The organism is Streptomyces sp. NPDC026246 (assembly GCF_055567995.1).
The window spans coordinates 369,208-385,034 of sequence record NZ_JBVHPJ010000002.1 but is presented as its reverse complement, the minus strand read 5'-3'; the positions used below and the strand labels follow the sequence as shown (position 1 = coordinate 385,034).

Annotated in this window: 12 protein-coding genes; 11 read left to right on the top strand and 1 reads right to left on the bottom strand. The window is 73.6% G+C overall.

Annotated features, from left to right (window positions below):
* The first annotated feature begins 9 nt into the window (after positions 1–9).
* From ACZ4M5_RS05850 to ACZ4M5_RS05815, 8 genes are all read left to right on the top strand, one after another.
* Positions 10–804 carry a hypothetical protein gene (locus ACZ4M5_RS05850; protein WP_467733492.1) on the top strand — a complete coding sequence of 265 codons (795 nt, stop codon included), beginning with the start codon at positions 10–12 and terminating at the stop codon, positions 802–804.
* Between the two features lie 72 nt (positions 805–876).
* Positions 877–1,722 carry a DegV family protein gene (locus ACZ4M5_RS05845; protein WP_467733490.1) on the top strand — a complete coding sequence of 282 codons (846 nt, stop codon included), beginning with the start codon at positions 877–879 and terminating at the stop codon, positions 1,720–1,722.
* Between the two features lie 111 nt (positions 1,723–1,833).
* On the top strand, positions 1,834–3,114 hold the full coding sequence (locus ACZ4M5_RS05840) for a ComEA family DNA-binding protein (RefSeq protein ID WP_467733488.1): 1,281 nt from the start codon (positions 1,834–1,836) through the stop codon (positions 3,112–3,114).
* Positions 3,111–5,801 (top strand): ComEC/Rec2 family competence protein, encoded by a 2,691-nt coding sequence (locus ACZ4M5_RS05835; protein ID WP_467733486.1) that lies wholly within the window; start codon positions 3,111–3,113, stop codon positions 5,799–5,801. The genes ACZ4M5_RS05840 and ACZ4M5_RS05835 overlap by 4 nt, the downstream gene beginning before the upstream one ends.
* A gap of 4 nt (positions 5,802–5,805) precedes the next feature.
* Positions 5,806–6,636, top strand: a complete 831-nt coding sequence (locus ACZ4M5_RS05830) for an arylamine N-acetyltransferase family protein (RefSeq protein WP_467733484.1) — start codon at positions 5,806–5,808, stop codon at positions 6,634–6,636.
* Positions 6,637–6,861: 225 nt separating this feature from the next.
* Positions 6,862–7,107 carry a hypothetical protein gene (locus tag ACZ4M5_RS05825; RefSeq protein WP_467733482.1) on the top strand — a complete coding sequence of 82 codons (246 nt, stop codon included), beginning with the start codon at positions 6,862–6,864 and terminating at the stop codon, positions 7,105–7,107.
* A gap of 61 nt (positions 7,108–7,168) precedes the next feature.
* Positions 7,169–8,158 (top strand): DNA polymerase III subunit delta, encoded by a 990-nt coding sequence (holA, locus tag ACZ4M5_RS05820; RefSeq protein WP_467733480.1) that lies wholly within the window; start codon positions 7,169–7,171, stop codon positions 8,156–8,158.
* Between the two features lie 136 nt (positions 8,159–8,294).
* Complete coding sequence (locus tag ACZ4M5_RS05815) at positions 8,295–8,690, top strand: nuclear transport factor 2 family protein (protein WP_467733478.1); 396 nt, start codon at positions 8,295–8,297, stop codon at positions 8,688–8,690.
* Between the two features lie 269 nt (positions 8,691–8,959).
* Here ACZ4M5_RS05815 and rpsT read toward each other — a convergent pair whose 3' ends face one another.
* The gene (gene rpsT / locus ACZ4M5_RS05810) at positions 8,960–9,226 is read right to left on the bottom strand and encodes a 30S ribosomal protein S20 (RefSeq protein ID WP_359191700.1); all 267 of its coding nucleotides are present in this window, start codon (positions 9,224–9,226) and stop codon (positions 8,960–8,962) included.
* Between the two features lie 228 nt (positions 9,227–9,454).
* Between rpsT and lepA the strand changes: the two genes are divergently transcribed.
* The 3 genes from lepA to ACZ4M5_RS05795 all read left to right on the top strand — a co-directional run bounded on the left by lepA (position 9,455) and on the right by ACZ4M5_RS05795 (position 15,820).
* Positions 9,455–11,323, top strand: coding sequence for a translation elongation factor 4 (lepA, locus tag ACZ4M5_RS05805; RefSeq protein ID WP_467733476.1), 1,869 nt, complete (start codon positions 9,455–9,457; stop codon positions 11,321–11,323).
* A 264-nt stretch (positions 11,324–11,587) separates the two neighbouring features.
* Positions 11,588–13,462 (top strand): AMP-dependent synthetase/ligase, encoded by a 1,875-nt coding sequence (locus tag ACZ4M5_RS05800; RefSeq protein WP_467733474.1) that lies wholly within the window; start codon positions 11,588–11,590, stop codon positions 13,460–13,462.
* A gap of 276 nt (positions 13,463–13,738) precedes the next feature.
* A complete protein-coding gene (locus ACZ4M5_RS05795) occupies positions 13,739–15,820 on the top strand; it encodes a SpoIIE family protein phosphatase (protein WP_467733472.1) in 2,082 nt (693 codons plus the stop codon).
* Positions 15,821–15,827: the final 7 nt, after the last annotated feature.

The following is a 15,827-nucleotide window of genomic DNA, read 5'->3' as shown; positions in this document are numbered from 1 at the left end:
GGAGCCCCTGTGGAAGCAGTGTTCGCAGTCTTCGCCCTGCTCTTCGTGCTTCTCGTCGCGCTCGGCGCGTACGCCACCGTGAAGGCGGTCGGCGCCGCCAAGCGCAGCGTGGACCGCGGCATCAGCCAGGCCCGCCGCACGGTCGAGGACCACACTCTGAGGGCCAAGTCCCTGGCCCAGACCGGCGCCGCGGGAGAACTCGCCCAGCTGCGACTGAAGCTGCGCACCTCCATGCGCGCCACCCAGGACGCGCTGAACGCGGCCGCCACCGACGACGCGTCCGTGAAGGAGTCCCTCGGCCTCTTCGAGCGACTCAGCGTGCACGGCCGCGAGCTGGACGGCGAGCTGAAGCGCCTGGAGTCGGAGCCGGACCGTACCGCCCTGCGGGAGCGCCTGCCGGAGCTGCGTGAGCGCACCGCGCGCATCACACAGTCGGCGGACGCGCTGCGCTGGGCGGTCCGCGACCGCGCCCACCGCTTCTCGGGCGACGACCTGGACACCCTCAGCGCGCAGATCGACGTGGAGGCCGGCGCCCTGCGGCACTGGACGACGACGCAGGCCTCCCCAGAGGGCGCGAGCGAGACGAGGAGGGCCGGCGAGGCCTCCGCGCCGAAGCCCCGCCCCGCCGCGCGTCCCTGGCCCGACGCCCCGGCGGCCGACGCCCCCGCCGCGGGGCAGACCTGGCCCGAGACCACGCAGTCCGGTGCGGAGCAGGAGCCGGCGGCGCGACCGGCCATCGCGGCGCCCGCACCCCGCCCGACCTACCCCTGGCAGAAGAAGCCCCGCCCCGAGAGCACCACTTGATCCGGTCACGCGTGCCCCGGTGCCTCAGGGCCGGGCTGCCGCACGGCCACTACGGCAGGTAACCTCCAGCTCATGTCCCGCCATGTCGCGATCGTCACCGATTCAACGGCCTACCTTCCGGCCCGGACGATGGAGCGGCACGGCATCACCGCGGTCCCCCTGACCGTGGTCCTCGGCGACCGCGCCCTGCAGGAGGGCACCGAGATCTCCACCCGCGCCCTCGCCCAGGCTTTGCAGAAGCGGCGCCCGGTGACGACCTCGCGGCCCGCGCCCGCGGTCTTCGAGGAGACCTACCGCGAGGTCGCCGAGTCCGGCGCCACGGGCATCGTCTCCCTCCATCTGTCCGCCGAGCTGTCCGGCACCTATGACGCGGCCGTCCTCGCCGCGCGTCGGGCGCCGGTGCCGGTGCGGGTGGTGGACACCGGCATGATCGCCATGGCGCTCGGCTTCTGTGCGCTCGCGGCGGCGGAGACGGCCGAGTCGGGCGGCACGGTGGACGAGGCCGTCACGGCCGCGGAGAAGCGGGCCGCGGGCACCTCCGCCTACTTCTACGTGGACACCCTCGACTACCTGCGCCGGGGCGGCCGTATCGGGGCGGCGCAGGCCCTGCTCGGTTCGGCGCTCGCGGTCAAGCCGCTGCTGCAGCTGGCCGACGGGCGGATCGAGCCCTTGGAGAAGGTGCGCACCGCGTCCAAGGCGATCGCCCGCCTGGAGGAGATCGCGGCCGACCGCGCGGGCAGCGCGCCCGTGGATGTCGCCGTCCACCATCTCGCCGCCCCCGACCGGGCGTCGGCCCTCGCCGACCGGCTGCGGACGCGGTTGCCCGGGCTGGCGGATCTGCATGTGAGCGAGGTCGGGGCGGTGATCGGGGCGCACACCGGGCCCGGGTTGCTGGGGGTCGTGGTTTCGCCTCGGTGAACACCGCGGGCGTCACCCGTGTGAGGGGCGGAGTTGTCCACAGCCTGTGGGTTGTCCACGGGATTCGACCAAGATCAGCGCGGGTGGGCCGGTGGGGCCGATCCTCCTCGCATGGCACTGCGATCACGTTCACACACGGGGCCGGTGACCAGTGGGCCGGGCCGGGGGCCGACGTCGGACGGACGCGTACGGCACCGCCGGGACCGGCGGTATCGGTTCGGCACGCGCGGGCGAATCGGGCGATCCGGGCGATCCGAGCGGCCAGGGCGATCCGGGGGGCGGGGTGCGCGTGCGCACGCCTCGGAGGAGGAACTGCGGCGGCGGGCGGGGCTGTTGTTCGGCGCGTCCTCGGGACGTGCTGAAGAGGCAGGGCTGCGGCGGGAGTCGGGGCAGGGGCCGCCGCCGGGTACCGCCCCAACCGGCGAGGCCCTGAGGAGCGGGGCACGAACCGTGCGCGGTGATCAGGGGGTGGTTTTCGACCGGGGGGTGGTCGTCGAGGGCAGGGCGGGAGTCTCGGCCGGGGACGAGGGCACGGGGCAGGGCCGGCCCGGCTCCTCTCCCGAGGGCCGAGGCGGTTTCCCTGCGCGAGGGACCTGGCGCGAGCGGTCCGGGCCGGCCCTGCGGGAGCGCCTGCCGGTGTGGGTGCAGGCGAGGTGCGGTCTGGAGCGGCGGAGCGTCCTCGCTCTGGCAGCGGTGCTGGTGCTCGCCGCGACGTTCGCCGCGCAGCACTTCTGGGTCGGCCGGACCGAGACCGTACGGCCGCCGGAGGTGGTGAGGGCGGCAGCCCCCTACGGGGCACAGGACGAGGCCGACGGGGCGGGACAGGCGCGTGGGCCCGGCGGCGCCGGAGGGGACGAGGGCGCGTCCGCCGGTTCCGCTGCCGCCTCAGCAGGGGCGTCGGGCGGGGCGGCGAAGGCGGGGGCAGCGGAGATCGTCGTGGACGTCGGCGGCAAGGTCCGCGAACCGGGGATCCACCGGCTGCCGGCCGGCTCCCGGGTCGCGGACGCCCTGCGTGCGGCGGGCGGTGTGAAGCCGGGCACGAACACCGACGGCCTCAACCGCGCCCGCTTCCTGGTGGACGGTGAACAGGTGCTCGTCGGCGCGCCGGGCTCCGGAACGGGTGGCGCACCACCCGGGGGGATCGCCGGGACCGCCGGGGTGGCACCTCCGGGCGGAGCGGCGAGCGGCTCGGCCCCGACAGCTCCCGTCTCGCTCAACACCGCCACCCTGGAGCAGCTCGACACCCTGCCCGGCGTCGGACCGGTGCTCGCGCAGCACATCGTCGACTACCGCACGCGACACGGCGGTTTCCGTTCCGTGGACGAGCTGCGCGAGGTGAACGGCATCGGCGACCGCCGCTTCGCCGACCTGCGCGCCCTCGTACGGCCATGAGGCACACGTCCGGCACGCCGGTGCTCCCGGACGACGATGCGCCCGTGCGGCCCCGCCCCGCCCGGTCGGTCTCGCCCACGCGCCCCCGCCCCGCCCGGTCGGTCGTGCACGCCGCCTCCGGCCACCGGCTGGGCAGTTCCCGACCCCGGCAGGAGGGCCCGACCGACCTGCGTCTCGTGCCGCCCGCCCTCGCGGCCTGGGCCACGGCAGCCCTCGCACTGGACGCGCCACCCGGATGGGTCGGGGGCCTGGTGGTGGGCTGTCTGGCCGCTGTCGCGCTGCTGCCGTGCGCCCGGCGGCTCGGAGTGCCGTCCTGGACGCGGGTGTCGGCCGCCGCCGTGCTGCTGTGCGTGGCCGCTGCCGCCGCGTCGGCCGGGCTGCACGGAGCGGATCTGCGCCGCGGGCCGGTGCCCGGTCTGGCACGGGAGTACCGGTCCGTGTCGGCGGAGGTGGAGCTGACCTCCGATCCACGGCTCAGCAGGCCGAAGGTGAGGGGGGATCACCTCGTTCCGACGGTCGTGCTGATCGACGCGGAGGTGCGCCGCGTACACGAGCCGGGTGGAGCGGCGGTGGCGACGCGGACGCCGGTGCTGCTGATCGTCGACGTCAGGGCGTCGACACCGGACCGGGGCGTCGACGGGTCGGCGCCCTCGCCGTGGCTGGGGCTGCTTCCCACGACGCGGCTCCGGGTGGAGGCGCGGTCGGCGCCCGCCATGACGGGCGGTGACCGGATCGCCGCCGTCCTGCGGGTGCGTGGCTCGGGCCCACCGCAGGTGGTGCGGGAGCCGTCGCGCTCCCAGCGGCTCGCCGGGCGGCTGCGGGCCGGGTTGCGGGAGGCGACCGAGGGGCTGCCCCCGGACGCCCGGGCCCTGCTTCCCGGTCTGGTCGTCGGGGACACCTCGCGGGTCACCCCCGAGCTGGAGGAGGCGTTCAAGGAGACGGACCTCACCCACACGCTCGCCGTGTCCGGGGCCAACTTCACCATCCTGCTCGCCCTGCTCCTTGGCCCGCCGGGTCTGGCTCAACGGGCCGAGCGGCGGGGGATCGCGCCGCGGCTCGGCATCTCCCTGCGCGGTACGGCCGTGCTCGGGGGCGCGCTCTCGCTCGCCTTCGTGGTGGTGTGCCGGCCGGACCCGAGCGTGGTGCGGGCCGCGGCCTGCGGAGCCGTCGCACTGCTCGCCCTCGCCACCGGCCGCCGCAGATCCATGATCCCGGCGCTGGCGACGGCGGTCCTGCTGCTGGTGCTCTACGACCCGTGGCTGGCGCGCAGTTACGGCTTCCTGCTCTCCGTCGTGGCCACCGGCGCCCTCCTGACGCTCGCGCCCCGCTGGAGCGCCGGGCTGCGGCGGCGAGGCGTGCCGCCGAGGCTCGCCGAGGCACTGGGCGCCGCGGTAGCCGCGCAGGCCCTGTGCGCGCCCGTCGTCGCGGTGCTGTCGTCGCGGGTGAGCCTGGTGGCGGTGCCGTGCAACCTGCTCGCCGAGGCCGCGGTCGCACCGGCGACCGTACTGGGCTTCGCCGCCCTGGCCACGGCCCCGGTGGCGATGCCGGTGGCCGAGGCGTTCGCGTGGTGCGCGCGGTGGCCCGCCGGGTGGATCGCCCGGATCGCCCGGACCGGGGCCGCGCTGCCCGGTGCGGGAGTGGACTGGCCCGGGAGCTGGGCGGGGGCGGCCCTGCTCGGCGCCGTGACGCTGGTCCTGGTGCCGGCCGGGCGGTGGCTGCTCCGCCGTCCCCGGTGGTGCGGGGCCTGCGGGGTGCTGCTGGTGCTGGCCGTGGTGCAGCCGCCATCGCTCACCCGGACCCTCACGGGCTGGCCGCCGCCGGGCTGGCGGATGGTCATGTGCGACGTGGGCCAGGGCGACGCCATGGTGCTCGCCGCGGGTGACGGCGCCGGGGTGATGGTGGACGCGGGGCCCGACCCGGCACTGGCCGACCACTGCCTGCGTGACCTCGGCATCACCCGTCTCCCCCTGGTCGTGCTCACCCATTTCCATGCCGACCACGTCGCGGGCCTGCCCGGAGTGCTGCGCGGGCGGGACGTGGGGGCGATCACGACCACGGGCCTCGAGGAGCCGGCGGACCAGGCCGCGTTCGTGCGGAGACACGCGGCGCTGCGGCGGGTGCCCGTGACGCGCGCGGCGGCGGGAGAACAGCTGCGCGCGAGGGAGTTGTCGTGGCAGGTGGTGTGGCCGCCCCCGAGCCCACCCCCCAGCCCGCCGCCGAGCCTGCTCCCCGGCCCACCCTCGAGTCCGCACTCGAGCCCGCCCGCGAGCCCGCTTCCGGGCGTGCCCCCGCAGCCGCTCCCGGCCCACCCGGCACCGGAGGGCCCGAACGACGCCAGCGTCGCCATGCTGGTCCGGTCCGGCGGACTGCGGATGCTGCTCCTCGGCGACCTCGAACCCCCGGCCCAGCGGGCACTGGCCCGGTCGCCCGCGGCCCGGGCACTGGAGGGCGTGGACGTACTGAAGGTCGCCCACCACGGCTCGGCGTACCAGGACCCGGGCCTGCTGCGCCGGGTGGCCCCGCGGCTGGCCCTCATCTCCTGCGGCGACGACAACCCCTACGGGCACCCCGCCCCCGGCACGGTCGGGGCGCTGCGCGCCGGGGGAGCGGTGGTGCTGCGCACGGACCGCGACGGTGCCCTGGCGGTCACGGGGCAGGACGGAGGGCTGAGCGTGGCGCGAGACTGAGGGCATGAATCCAAGTCAGGTTGATGCCTATCTGCGCCGTCTCGGAGTCGAGCAGCCGGCGTGGCCCACCGTCGACGCGCTCCGCGAGCTGCACCTGCGGCATCTGCAGACGGTGCCGTTCGAGAACCTCTCGGTTCACCTCGGTGAGGAGATCGTGCTGGAGGAGAAGCGGTTGCTGGACAAGGTGGTGGGGGCGCGCCGGGGCGGGTTCTGTTACGAACTCAACGGAGCCTTCGGGGCGTTGCTCGCCGCGCTCGGGTACGACGTGGTGCTGCTGGCCGCGCGGGTCCACGGGGACGGGGAGCTGCTCGGGATCCCGTACGACCACCTCGCGCTGCGGGTGCGCACGGTGGACGCGGGGGACTGGCTGGCCGACGTCGGGTTCGGGGCGCACAGCCATCTGCCGCTGGCGTTCGGGGAGCGCGGCGAGCAGGAGGATCCGGCGGGGACGTTCCGGATCGTCGAGGCGGGGCCGGACGCGGCCGGGGTGCGCGGCGGGCACGAGGCGGCGGAGGCGGCGGACCTGGACGTGATCCGCGACGGCCGGCCGCAGTACCGCCTGGAGGTGCGGCCGCGGGTGCTGGGCGACTTCGCAGCCGGGGCGTGGTGGCACCGGACGTCGCCGGAGTCGCATTTCACCCGCTCGCTGGTCTGCTCCCGTGTGACGGAGGAAGGCGGGCGCATCACGCTCAGCGGGCGGAAGCTGACGGCGACGGCCGCCGACGGGACGCGGGAGGAGCGGGAGCTGGGGACGGACGAGGAGGTGCTCGCGGCCTACCGGGAACGGTTCGGGATCCAGCTGGCCGGGGTGCCGGTCCTGCGCGTCCCCGCGTAGCGCGCCGGCCCCCAGGGCGGCCCACGCCCGGGTCCTGAGCTGGCCCACGCCCCGGCCCTCAGGGCGGCCCACGCCCGGGTCCTGGGCTGGCCCACGCCCTGGCCCCCAGGGCGGTCCACGCCCGGCCTCTGTCCCGCCCGGGCCCTGCCCCTGCCCCACCCGGGCCCTGGCCCCCGCCCGGGGCCGGGAGCCGGCCCCGGGGCCCCGTGCCGGACAATGTCCGGCGTGAGTGACGTGCGACATGTGCTGGTGCTGCCCGACCGGGACGCGGCCGAGGAAGTGGTGGAGGCGCTCCGGGAGCGGTTCGGCATCGCCGAGGAGCCGCGGCTGGTCCGGGACGCCCTGGCCGGTGAGGACGACGCCGAGGACGCGCAGTGGCTGGTCGTCCTGCGCGACGAGGAGGAGCGGCTGGACCCGGCCGAGCTGGACCGGTTCGCCGGGGAGTGGGAGGGCTGGCGGGAGGAGCCGTAGGCCGGTCCGCGGATCCGGCCTTCCCGGCTCGCTGTCACCGCTGCGTGGGATGCTTGTCGGGATGCCCAGGAAGAGTGCGAACGACGACCCCCTCGCGCCGGTGACCCTTGCCGTCGGCCAGGAGGACCTGCTGCTGGACCGCGCCGTGCAGGAGGTGGTGGCCGCCGCGAAAGCCGCCGACGCGGACACGGACGTGCGGGACCTCGCGCCCGACCAGGTGCAGCCCGGCACGCTCGCCGAGCTGACGAGCCCGTCGCTGTTCGCGGAGCGCAAGGTCGTCGTCGTGCGCAACGCCCAGGACCTGTCGGCCGACACCGTCAAGGACGTGAAGTCCTATCTCGCCTCGCCCGCGGAGGAGATCACCCTCGTCCTGCTGCACGCCGGCGGAGCCAAGGGCAAGGGCCTGCTCGACGCGGCCCGCAAGGCCGGGGCCCGCGAGGTGGCCTGCCCGAAGATGACCAAGCCGGCGGACCGGCTGGCGTTCGTGCGGGCGGAGTTCCGCACGGCCGGGCGGTCCGCCACCCCGGAGGCGTGCCAGGCGCTCGTCGACGCGATCGGCAGCGACCTGCGTGAGCTGGCGTCGGCCGTCTCGCAGCTGGTCGCGGACGTCGAGGGGACGATCGACGAGGAGGTCGTCGGGCGGTACTACACCGGGCGGGCGGAGGCGTCGAGCTTCACGGTCGCCGACCGGGCCGTCGAGGGCCGGGCCGCGGAGGCCCTGGAGGCGTTGCGCTGGTCGCTGGCGACCGGCGTGGCACCGGTGCTGATCACGAGCGCGCTGGCCCAGGGCGTCCGGGCCATCGGGAAGCTGTCGTCGGCCCGCGGCGGCCGGCCGGCGGACCTGGCGCGGGAGCTGGGCATGCCGCCCTGGAAGATCGACCGGGTGCGGCAGCAGATGCGCGGGTGGACCCCCGACGGCGTGGCGGCGGCGCTGCGGGCCGTGGCCGAGGCGGACGCGGGCGTGAAGGGCGGGGGCGACGACCCGGAGTACGCCCTGGAGAAGGCGGTTGTCACCATCGCCCGGGCGGCCCGTTCCCGGGGCCGGGGCTGACGCGCGCCCCAGCCGCGGGCCGAGGGTTGTCATCGGGGAACGGCCCAGGCTCTCCGCTGTGCCGCCGGACCCGGCCGGAGAGACAATCGAAGCAGTCAGCCGTACGTCGCCGAGTCAGCGAAAGGTGGCGAGGATCATGGCTGAACACCCGCACGCAGCGCTCGTCCGCAAGGGCTACGAGGCCTTCTCGCGCGGGGACATGGACACCTTGCGCGGGTTGATGGCCGCCGATGCCACGCACCACGTGCCCGGCGACCACCCGTTGTCGGGCGACTTCAAAGGGGTGAACGCGATCATCGAGATGTACGAACGGCTCGGCGCGGAGACCCAGGGAACGATGCGTGCCGACCTGATCGGCATCGCGGTCGACGGCCGCGGCCACGCGGTCGGCATGACCCGCTTCACCGCCGAGCGCAACGGCAGGCACCTCGACGACACCGGGTGCATCGTCTTCCGGATCGTCGGCGACAAGGTCACCGACCTCGACGAATGCGTCGAGGACATCGACAGGAGCAATGAGTTCTGGTCCTGAGGAGACCGGCCCGGAGAGGCTGACCGGCCCGGAGCGCCGACAGGCCCGGAAAGCCGACAGGCCCGGAGACGTCGGGTCGAGGACACAGGCCCGGGAAAGCCGAAGGCCGGGGGCCCTCCCATGGGGAAGGAGGACACCCGGCCGTTCGGTTCACGCTGCTGGATCCGCGCCCGCGTGGCGAACGCAGGCCGCGCGCGGATCCGAAGGGGTGCCGGACGGGAGCGGATGAGAGAGGGCCCGCTCGATTCCCTCCGGCGTCACATCAGACGTCAGCCCTTGAGCGCGGTGACCTTCTGAGCCAGCGCCGACTTCTTGTTGGCGGCCTGGTTCTTGTGGATGACGCCCTTGGAGACGGCCTTGTCGAGCTGACGCGCGGCAGCGCGCTGGTACTCGGTGGCCTTCTCGACGTCACCCGCGGCAGCAGCCTCGCGGGCCTTGCGGATCGCGGTCTTGAGGGAGGACTTGACGGCCTTGTTGCGCAGCCGCGCCTTCTCGTTGGTCTTGATCCGCTTGATCTGGGACTTGATGTTCGCCACGAATGAGCCTTCTCAGGTTCTGGCACGGCACCGCTCGGGCCCCGTACCGGTGATTTCTTGAGTCGTGCCTCCTGCGAGAGGGCATGAGGCACAGCCACTCAGGCTACCAGCGCGGCCTTTCCCGGCCCAAACCCGTCCGTGGTCCGCACCCGTGGGACCATGGAGGCTACGTATCGATCCGACCCGAGACCGCAGACACTGCGGACGCCTCAAGAATCAGGACCCTGCGTGCCCGCGATCCCCAGCCACGTGCCCGAGCCGAGCCGTACCGACCCGGCTCTGATCCGCAACTTCTGCATCATCGCGCACATCGACCACGGCAAGTCCACGCTCGCCGACCGGATGCTCCAGCTGACCGGAGTGGTCGAGCAGCGGCAGATGCGCGCCCAGTACCTCGACCGCATGGACATCGAGCGCGAGCGTGGCATCACGATCAAGTCTCAGGCGGTGCGTCTGCCGTGGGCCCCGACCCACGACAAGGGCAACACGCACATCCTGAACATGATCGACACCCCGGGGCACGTCGACTTCACCTACGAGGTCTCGCGGTCGCTCGCCGCCTGCGAGGGCACCGTCCTCCTGGTGGACGCCGCACAGGGCATCGAGGCGCAGACCCTCGCCAACCTGTACCTGGCGATGGAGAACGACCTCACGATCATCCCCGTGCTGAACAAGATCGACCTGCCGGCGGCGCAGCCGGAGAAGTTCGCCGAGGAGCTGGCGCACCTCATCGGCTGCGATCCCGGCGACGTCCTCAAGGTGTCCGCCAAGACCGGTGTCGGTGTCGACGCGTTGCTGGACAAGGTCGTCGCCGAGGTGCCGGCCCCGGTGGGTGTCGCGGACGCCCCCGCGCGCGCCATGATCTTCGACTCGGTCTACGACTCCTACCGCGGTGTGGTGACCTACGTCCGTGTCATCGACGGGCAGCTCAACAAGCGCGAGCGCATCAAGATGATGTCCACGGGCGCCACCCACGAGCTGCTGGAGATCGGCACCAACTCGCCGGAGATGCTGCCCGCCGACGGACTGGGCGTCGGCGAGGTGGGCTATCTGATCACCGGCGTGAAGGACGTCCGCCAGTCCAAGGTCGGTGACACCGTCACCAGCCAGTCCAAGGGTGCCACCGAGCCGCTCGGCGGCTACAAGGACCCCAAGCCGATGGTCTTCTCGGGCCTGTACCCGCTGGACGGATCGGACTACCCGGAGCTGCGCGAGGCCCTGGACAAGCTGCAGCTCAACGACGCCGCGCTGGTCTACGAACCGGAGACCTCCGCCGCGCTCGGGTTCGGCTTCCGCGTCGGCTTCCTGGGCCTGCTGCACCTGGACGTGATCCGCGAGCGGCTGGAGCGCGAGTTCGGGCTCGACCTGATCGCGACCGCCCCGAACGTGGTCTACCGCGTCCTCATGGAGGACGGCAGCGAGCACACGGTCACCAACCCGAGCGAGTTCCCCGAGGGCAAGATCTCGGACGTGTACGAGCCGGTCGTGCGGGCGACCATCCTCGCGCCGAGCGAGTTCATCGGCTCGATCATGGAGCTGTGCCAGACCCGGCGCGGCACCCTGCTCGGCATGGACTACCTCTCCGAGGACCGGGTCGAGATCCGCTACACGCTGCCGCTCGCGGAGATCGTGTTCGACTTCTTCGACCAGCTGAAGTCCAAGACCCGCGGCTACGCCTCGCTCGACTACGAGCCCACCGGCGAGCAGACCTCCAGCCTGGTCAAGGTGGACATCCTGCTGCACGGCGACAAGGTGGACGCCTTCTCGGCGATCACCCACAAGGACCAGGCGTACGCCTACGGGGTCCGGCTCGTCGCCAAGCTCAAGGAGCTCATCCCGCGGCAGGCGTTCGAGGTGCCGGTCCAGGCCGCCATCGGTTCGCGGGTCATCGCCCGCGAGACCATCCGCGCCATCCGCAAGGACGTCCTCGCCAAGTGCTACGGCGGTGACATCTCCCGGAAGCGGAAGCTGCTGGAGAAGCAGAAGGAGGGCAAGAAGCGGATGAAGATGGTCGGTTCCGTGGAGGTTCCTCAGGAGGCGTTCATCGCGGTCCTGTCGAGCGATGACAGTGCGGGGTCGGGCAAGGTCAAGAAGTAACCGCCGATTACCGCGGGTTACACCGCAAACCGGGTAGAACAGGGGCCCGTCGTGCGAAAGTGCGGCGGGCCCCGGTGCGTCCACGGGGTAGCTCTCTGTACGAAGTGACAGGCCGCGGCCCCTTACGCAGGAACCGGCCGACCTTTACTCTGATCCCCTGCTCGATAGTTACTCACCAGTTAAACAACAGGCGTGACCTGCAGCTCGTGAGGACCAACCAGCCGCACCTGAGCCAGCCGCGCTGTCGCGGGCCCGGAGGATGTCGTGAGCGACACACAGACCTTGATCGAGAACCGTCCGCCCTCCGTGGCGGGCCTCTTCCTGGAGCGCGTGGCCGCCACGCCGGACGCCGAGGCCTACCGGTATCCGGTTCCCGCGCCCTCGGGCGAGGGGCCGGACGAGTGGAAGTCGCTCACCTGGGCGCGGGCCGCCGAGCGGGTCTACGCCATCGCCGCGGGCCTGATCGAACTGGGCGTGCAGCCCGAGCAGCGTGTCGCCCTGGCCTCCAGCACCCGCATCGAGTGGATCCTGGCCGACCTCGGCATCATGTGCGCAGGCGCCGCCACCACCACGGTCTATCCGCAGACCAACGCCGACGAGTCGGCATACATCCTGTCGGACTCCCAGAGCCGGGTGCTCATCGCGGAGAACGCCGAGCAGCTGGCCAAGGCCAAGGAGAAGCGGGCCGAGCTGCCCGAGCTGACCCATGTCGTGGTCGTGGACCCGGCCGGCGCGGAGAGCGCCGACTGGATCCTCACCCTCGACGAGCTGGAGAAGCGCGGCGCCGCCCGGCTTGAGAAGGAACCCGAGCTGATCAAGGAGCGGGTCGGGGCCATCACCAAGGACCAGCTCGCCACGCTCATCTACACCTCCGGCACCACCGGCCGCCCCAAGGGCGTGCGGCTGCCGCACGACAACTGGTCGTACATGGCCAAGGCCATCGCCGCGACCGGACTGGTCAGCGGCGACGACGTGCAGTACCTGTGGCTGCCGCTCGCGCACGTCTTCGGCAAGGTGCTCACCTCCGGGCAGATCGAGGTCGGGCACGTCACCGCCGTGGACGGCCGGGTCGACAAGATCATCGACAACCTGCCGGTGGTCCAGCCGACGTACATGGCCGCCGTGCCGCGCATCTTCGAGAAGGTCTACAACGGGGTCGCCGCCAAGGCCCGGGCGGGCGGCGGAGCCAAGTACAAGATCTTCCAGTGGGCCGCCGAGGTCGCCCGCGAGTACGCCAAGGTCTCGCAGGACAACTTCCGGCGCACCGGGACCGCGACCGTGCCCTTCGGGCTGAACGCGAAGCACAAGGTCGCCGACACGCTGGTGTTCGCCAAGATCCGGGAGGCCTTCGGCGGCAACCTGCGGGCCTGTGTGTCCGGCTCGGCCGCCCTGGCACCCGAGATCGGCTACTTCTTCGCCGGTGCCGGCATCCACGTCCTGGAGGGCTACGGCCTCACCGAGTCCTCGGCCGCGTCGTTCGTCAACCCGGGCGAGGCCTACCGCACCGGCACGGTCGGCAAGCCGCTGCCCGGCACGGAGGTGCGCATCGCGGACGACGGCGAGATCCTGCTGCGCGGCCCCGGCATCATGGAGGGCTACCACAACCTGCCCGAGAAGACCGCCGAGGTGCTGGAGCCGGACGGCTGGTTCCACACCGGCGACATCGGGGAGCTGTCGGCCGACGGCTACCTGCGCATCACCGACCGCAAGAAGGACCTCATCAAGACCTCGGGCGGCAAGTACATCGCCCCGGCGGAGGTCGAGGGACAGTTCAAGGCGGTGTGCCCGTACGTGTCGAACATCCTGGTGCACGGCGCCGACCGGAACTACTGCACCGCCCTCATCGCCCTCGACGAGGCCGCCATCACCGCCTGGGCGGCCGAGAACGGCCTGGAGGGCAAGTCGTACGCGGAGATCGTCGCGGCGCCCGCCACCGTCGAGATGGTCGACGGGTACGTGAAGCAGCTCAACGAGGGCCTGCAGCGGTGGCAGACCATCAAGAAGTTCCGGCTGCTGCCGCGGGACCTCGACGTGGAGCACGGCGAGATCACGCCGAGCCTGAAGCTGAAGCGGCCGGTCGTGGAGCGGGAGTACAAGCATCTGATCGACGAGATGTACGAGGGGTCCCGCGAGGCGTAGCACGCCCTGCTTGACCCGCGAAGGGCCGGCGCCGTACAGGCGCCGGCCCTTCGTCGTGCCCCGGCCGTTCGCCCTCCCGTCCGGCGGGGCGGGCGGGTGGTGACGCCCCGATGCTCGGATCCGACCGTCTTTCGACCGTTCTTCGACCACATCCGTAGCACTCTTCTCACTCATGACGGCCTTCTTCGGTAACTCCGCGCTTATGGGCGTGGCCGGTCTGTCACCCTGTCGGCATCGACTGTGGCGTATTCGTACGAACTGCCCGGGGAGCCGCCCATGGGGGCCATTCCGACGCAACGGGAGACCGTCTCCCGTGCATCGCAGGCGCCTGCGCATGCCCGGGAGCCGTCCGTGCCCGCGCAGGAGGGGCTCGCCGAGCCCGCCGCCGGGGAGCCCGCGCCCGCCGCGCAGGCGCTCGCGGTGACCCATGCGCGGGCGCACGCCACACTGCCCGGCAGCTCCCTCGCGCCGGGCGCCGCCCGCAGCCTGCTGCGCACCGCCTTCGCCGAGTGGACGGCGTCGGGCCTGCCCGGGGCCGAGCACCTCGGCGAGCGCCTGGCCGCCGACGCGCGGCTCGTCGTCAGCGAACTCGTCACCAACGCCGTCGTGCACGCCGGAACCGACGTCGAGCTGGAGTGCCGGCTGGAGGGCGACGCGCCGGACACGGTCGCGCTGGTCGTGGAGGTCTGCGACCACCACCCCTCCCGCGCCCCGCGCGGCGCCGGACCGGACCCGTCCCACGAACCGCCCGAGTACGGGCGCGGCCTGCGGCTCGTCGGCGCGCTGTCCGAGGCGTGGGGGATCACCTACCGCACCGGCCGCAAGACCGTGTGGGCACGGCTGCCCGCGGCGGGGTGCGAGGCGGAGGCACAGGCCGAGGCGTACGCCGGGGAGCACGCGCTGGCGCGCGACCTGCGGGTCGCGGAGAGCCTCGCCCCCGGGCCGCCGGGGCCCGCCGGGCCCGGGGAGCGGACCCGGCGGAACGATGCACCGCACGCGGACGGCCCGGCCGGACCGCGCGATCCGGCCGGCCCGGGCGAGCGCTGGGAGCGGCACGAGGAACAGGACGACGGCTGGCTGGGCCGCGGGGCGCTGTCGTTCCTCGCCGAGGCCTCCGACCTCCTCGCGGGACAGCTCGACGAGGACCTGGTCGCCGCCCTCACCGGACAGCTGATCGTGCCACGGCTCGCCGACTGGTGCGCGATGTGGATGGAGGACGAGGCCACCGGCGGCTGGAGCGGCGCGGACGGGCCCGGCCCCACCCGGGTCTGGCACGGCAGCGAGCACCGCGTCGAGGAACTGCGCCGGGCCCTGGAGAAGGAGCCGCCGCAGCCGTCCGACCCGTCCCGCGCCGGGCCCGCCGCCTACCACTGGCCCGGTGAGGCCCTCGGTGAACCCGGTGCGGCCCTGGCGTACCGGCTGGTCGCCGGGGGGCGGCCACTGGGCACGCTCGTCGTCGGGCGGGCGGGGACGTCCGGTTTCCCCGACGAGATCACCGGCCTCGTCGAGGACCTCAGCCGCCGGGTCGCGCTCGCCGTGGGCGCCGCCCGCCAGTACGCGCGCCAGGCCACCATCAGCGCCGTGCTCCAGCGCGGGCTGCTGCCCGGCGCCGTGGCCGAGATCCCCGGCGTGCGCAGCGCGCTCGTCTACGAGCCCTGCGACAAGGGCGGCCCCAGCGGCGACTTCTACGACCTGTTCCCGGCCGGAGACGGCCGCTGGTGCTTCGCCGTCGGCGACGTCCAGGGCAAGGGCCCCGAGGCGGCCGTCGTCATCGGCCTGGCCCGCCCCTGGCTGCGCCTGCTGGCCCGCGAGGGCTACCGCGTCGCCGACGTCCTCGACCGCCTCAACCAGCTGCTGCTCGACGACGCCACCGAGGCCGCCGACGCGGCGGCCCGGGCGCTGGTGGCCGCGGGGGCGCGCCCGACCCCGCCCGGCGACGGTCCCCAGACCCGCTTCCTGTCCCTGCTCTACGGCGAACTGATCCCCTTCGACGGCGGGGTCCACTGCACGGTCGCCTCCGCCGGGCACCCCCTGCCGCTGCTGCTCGGGGCGGGGGGCGGGGTCCAGCCCTGCGCGCAGCCGCAGACCCTGCTGGGCGTCGTCGAGGACGCCACGTACACCAGCGAGAGCTTCGACCTGCGCCCCGGGGACACCCTGCTGTGCGTCACCGACGGCGTGACCGAGCGCCGCTCCGGTTCCCGGCAGTTCGACGACGGGGACGGGCTCGCGGCGGCGCTGGCCGGGTGTGCCGGGCTCGGGGCCGAGCCGATAGCCGAGCGGATCCAGCAGCTCGTGCACGACTTCGGGGAGCGGCCCCCGGCGGACGATCTGGCGCTGCTGGTGCTCCAGGCGGAGTGAGCCCGCC

What these genes read in the sequence shown, in the direction of transcription:
- ACZ4M5_RS05845 (WP_467733490.1), top strand. Translation starts at nt 877, where the DNA reads ATGTCCCGCCATGTCGCGATCGTCACCGATTCAACGGCCTACCTTCCG.
- ACZ4M5_RS05840 (WP_467733488.1), top strand. Translation starts at nt 1,834, where the DNA reads ATGGCACTGCGATCACGTTCACACACGGGGCCGGTGACCAGTGGGCCG.
- ACZ4M5_RS05835 (WP_467733486.1), top strand. Translation starts at nt 3,111, where the DNA reads ATGAGGCACACGTCCGGCACGCCGGTGCTCCCGGACGACGATGCGCCC.
- ACZ4M5_RS05830 (WP_467733484.1), top strand. Translation starts at nt 5,806, where the DNA reads ATGAATCCAAGTCAGGTTGATGCCTATCTGCGCCGTCTCGGAGTCGAG.
- holA (WP_467733480.1), top strand. Translation starts at nt 7,169, where the DNA reads ATGCCCAGGAAGAGTGCGAACGACGACCCCCTCGCGCCGGTGACCCTT.
- ACZ4M5_RS05815 (WP_467733478.1), top strand. Translation starts at nt 8,295, where the DNA reads ATGGCTGAACACCCGCACGCAGCGCTCGTCCGCAAGGGCTACGAGGCC.
- ACZ4M5_RS05795 (WP_467733472.1), top strand. Translation starts at nt 13,739, where the DNA reads ATGGGGGCCATTCCGACGCAACGGGAGACCGTCTCCCGTGCATCGCAG.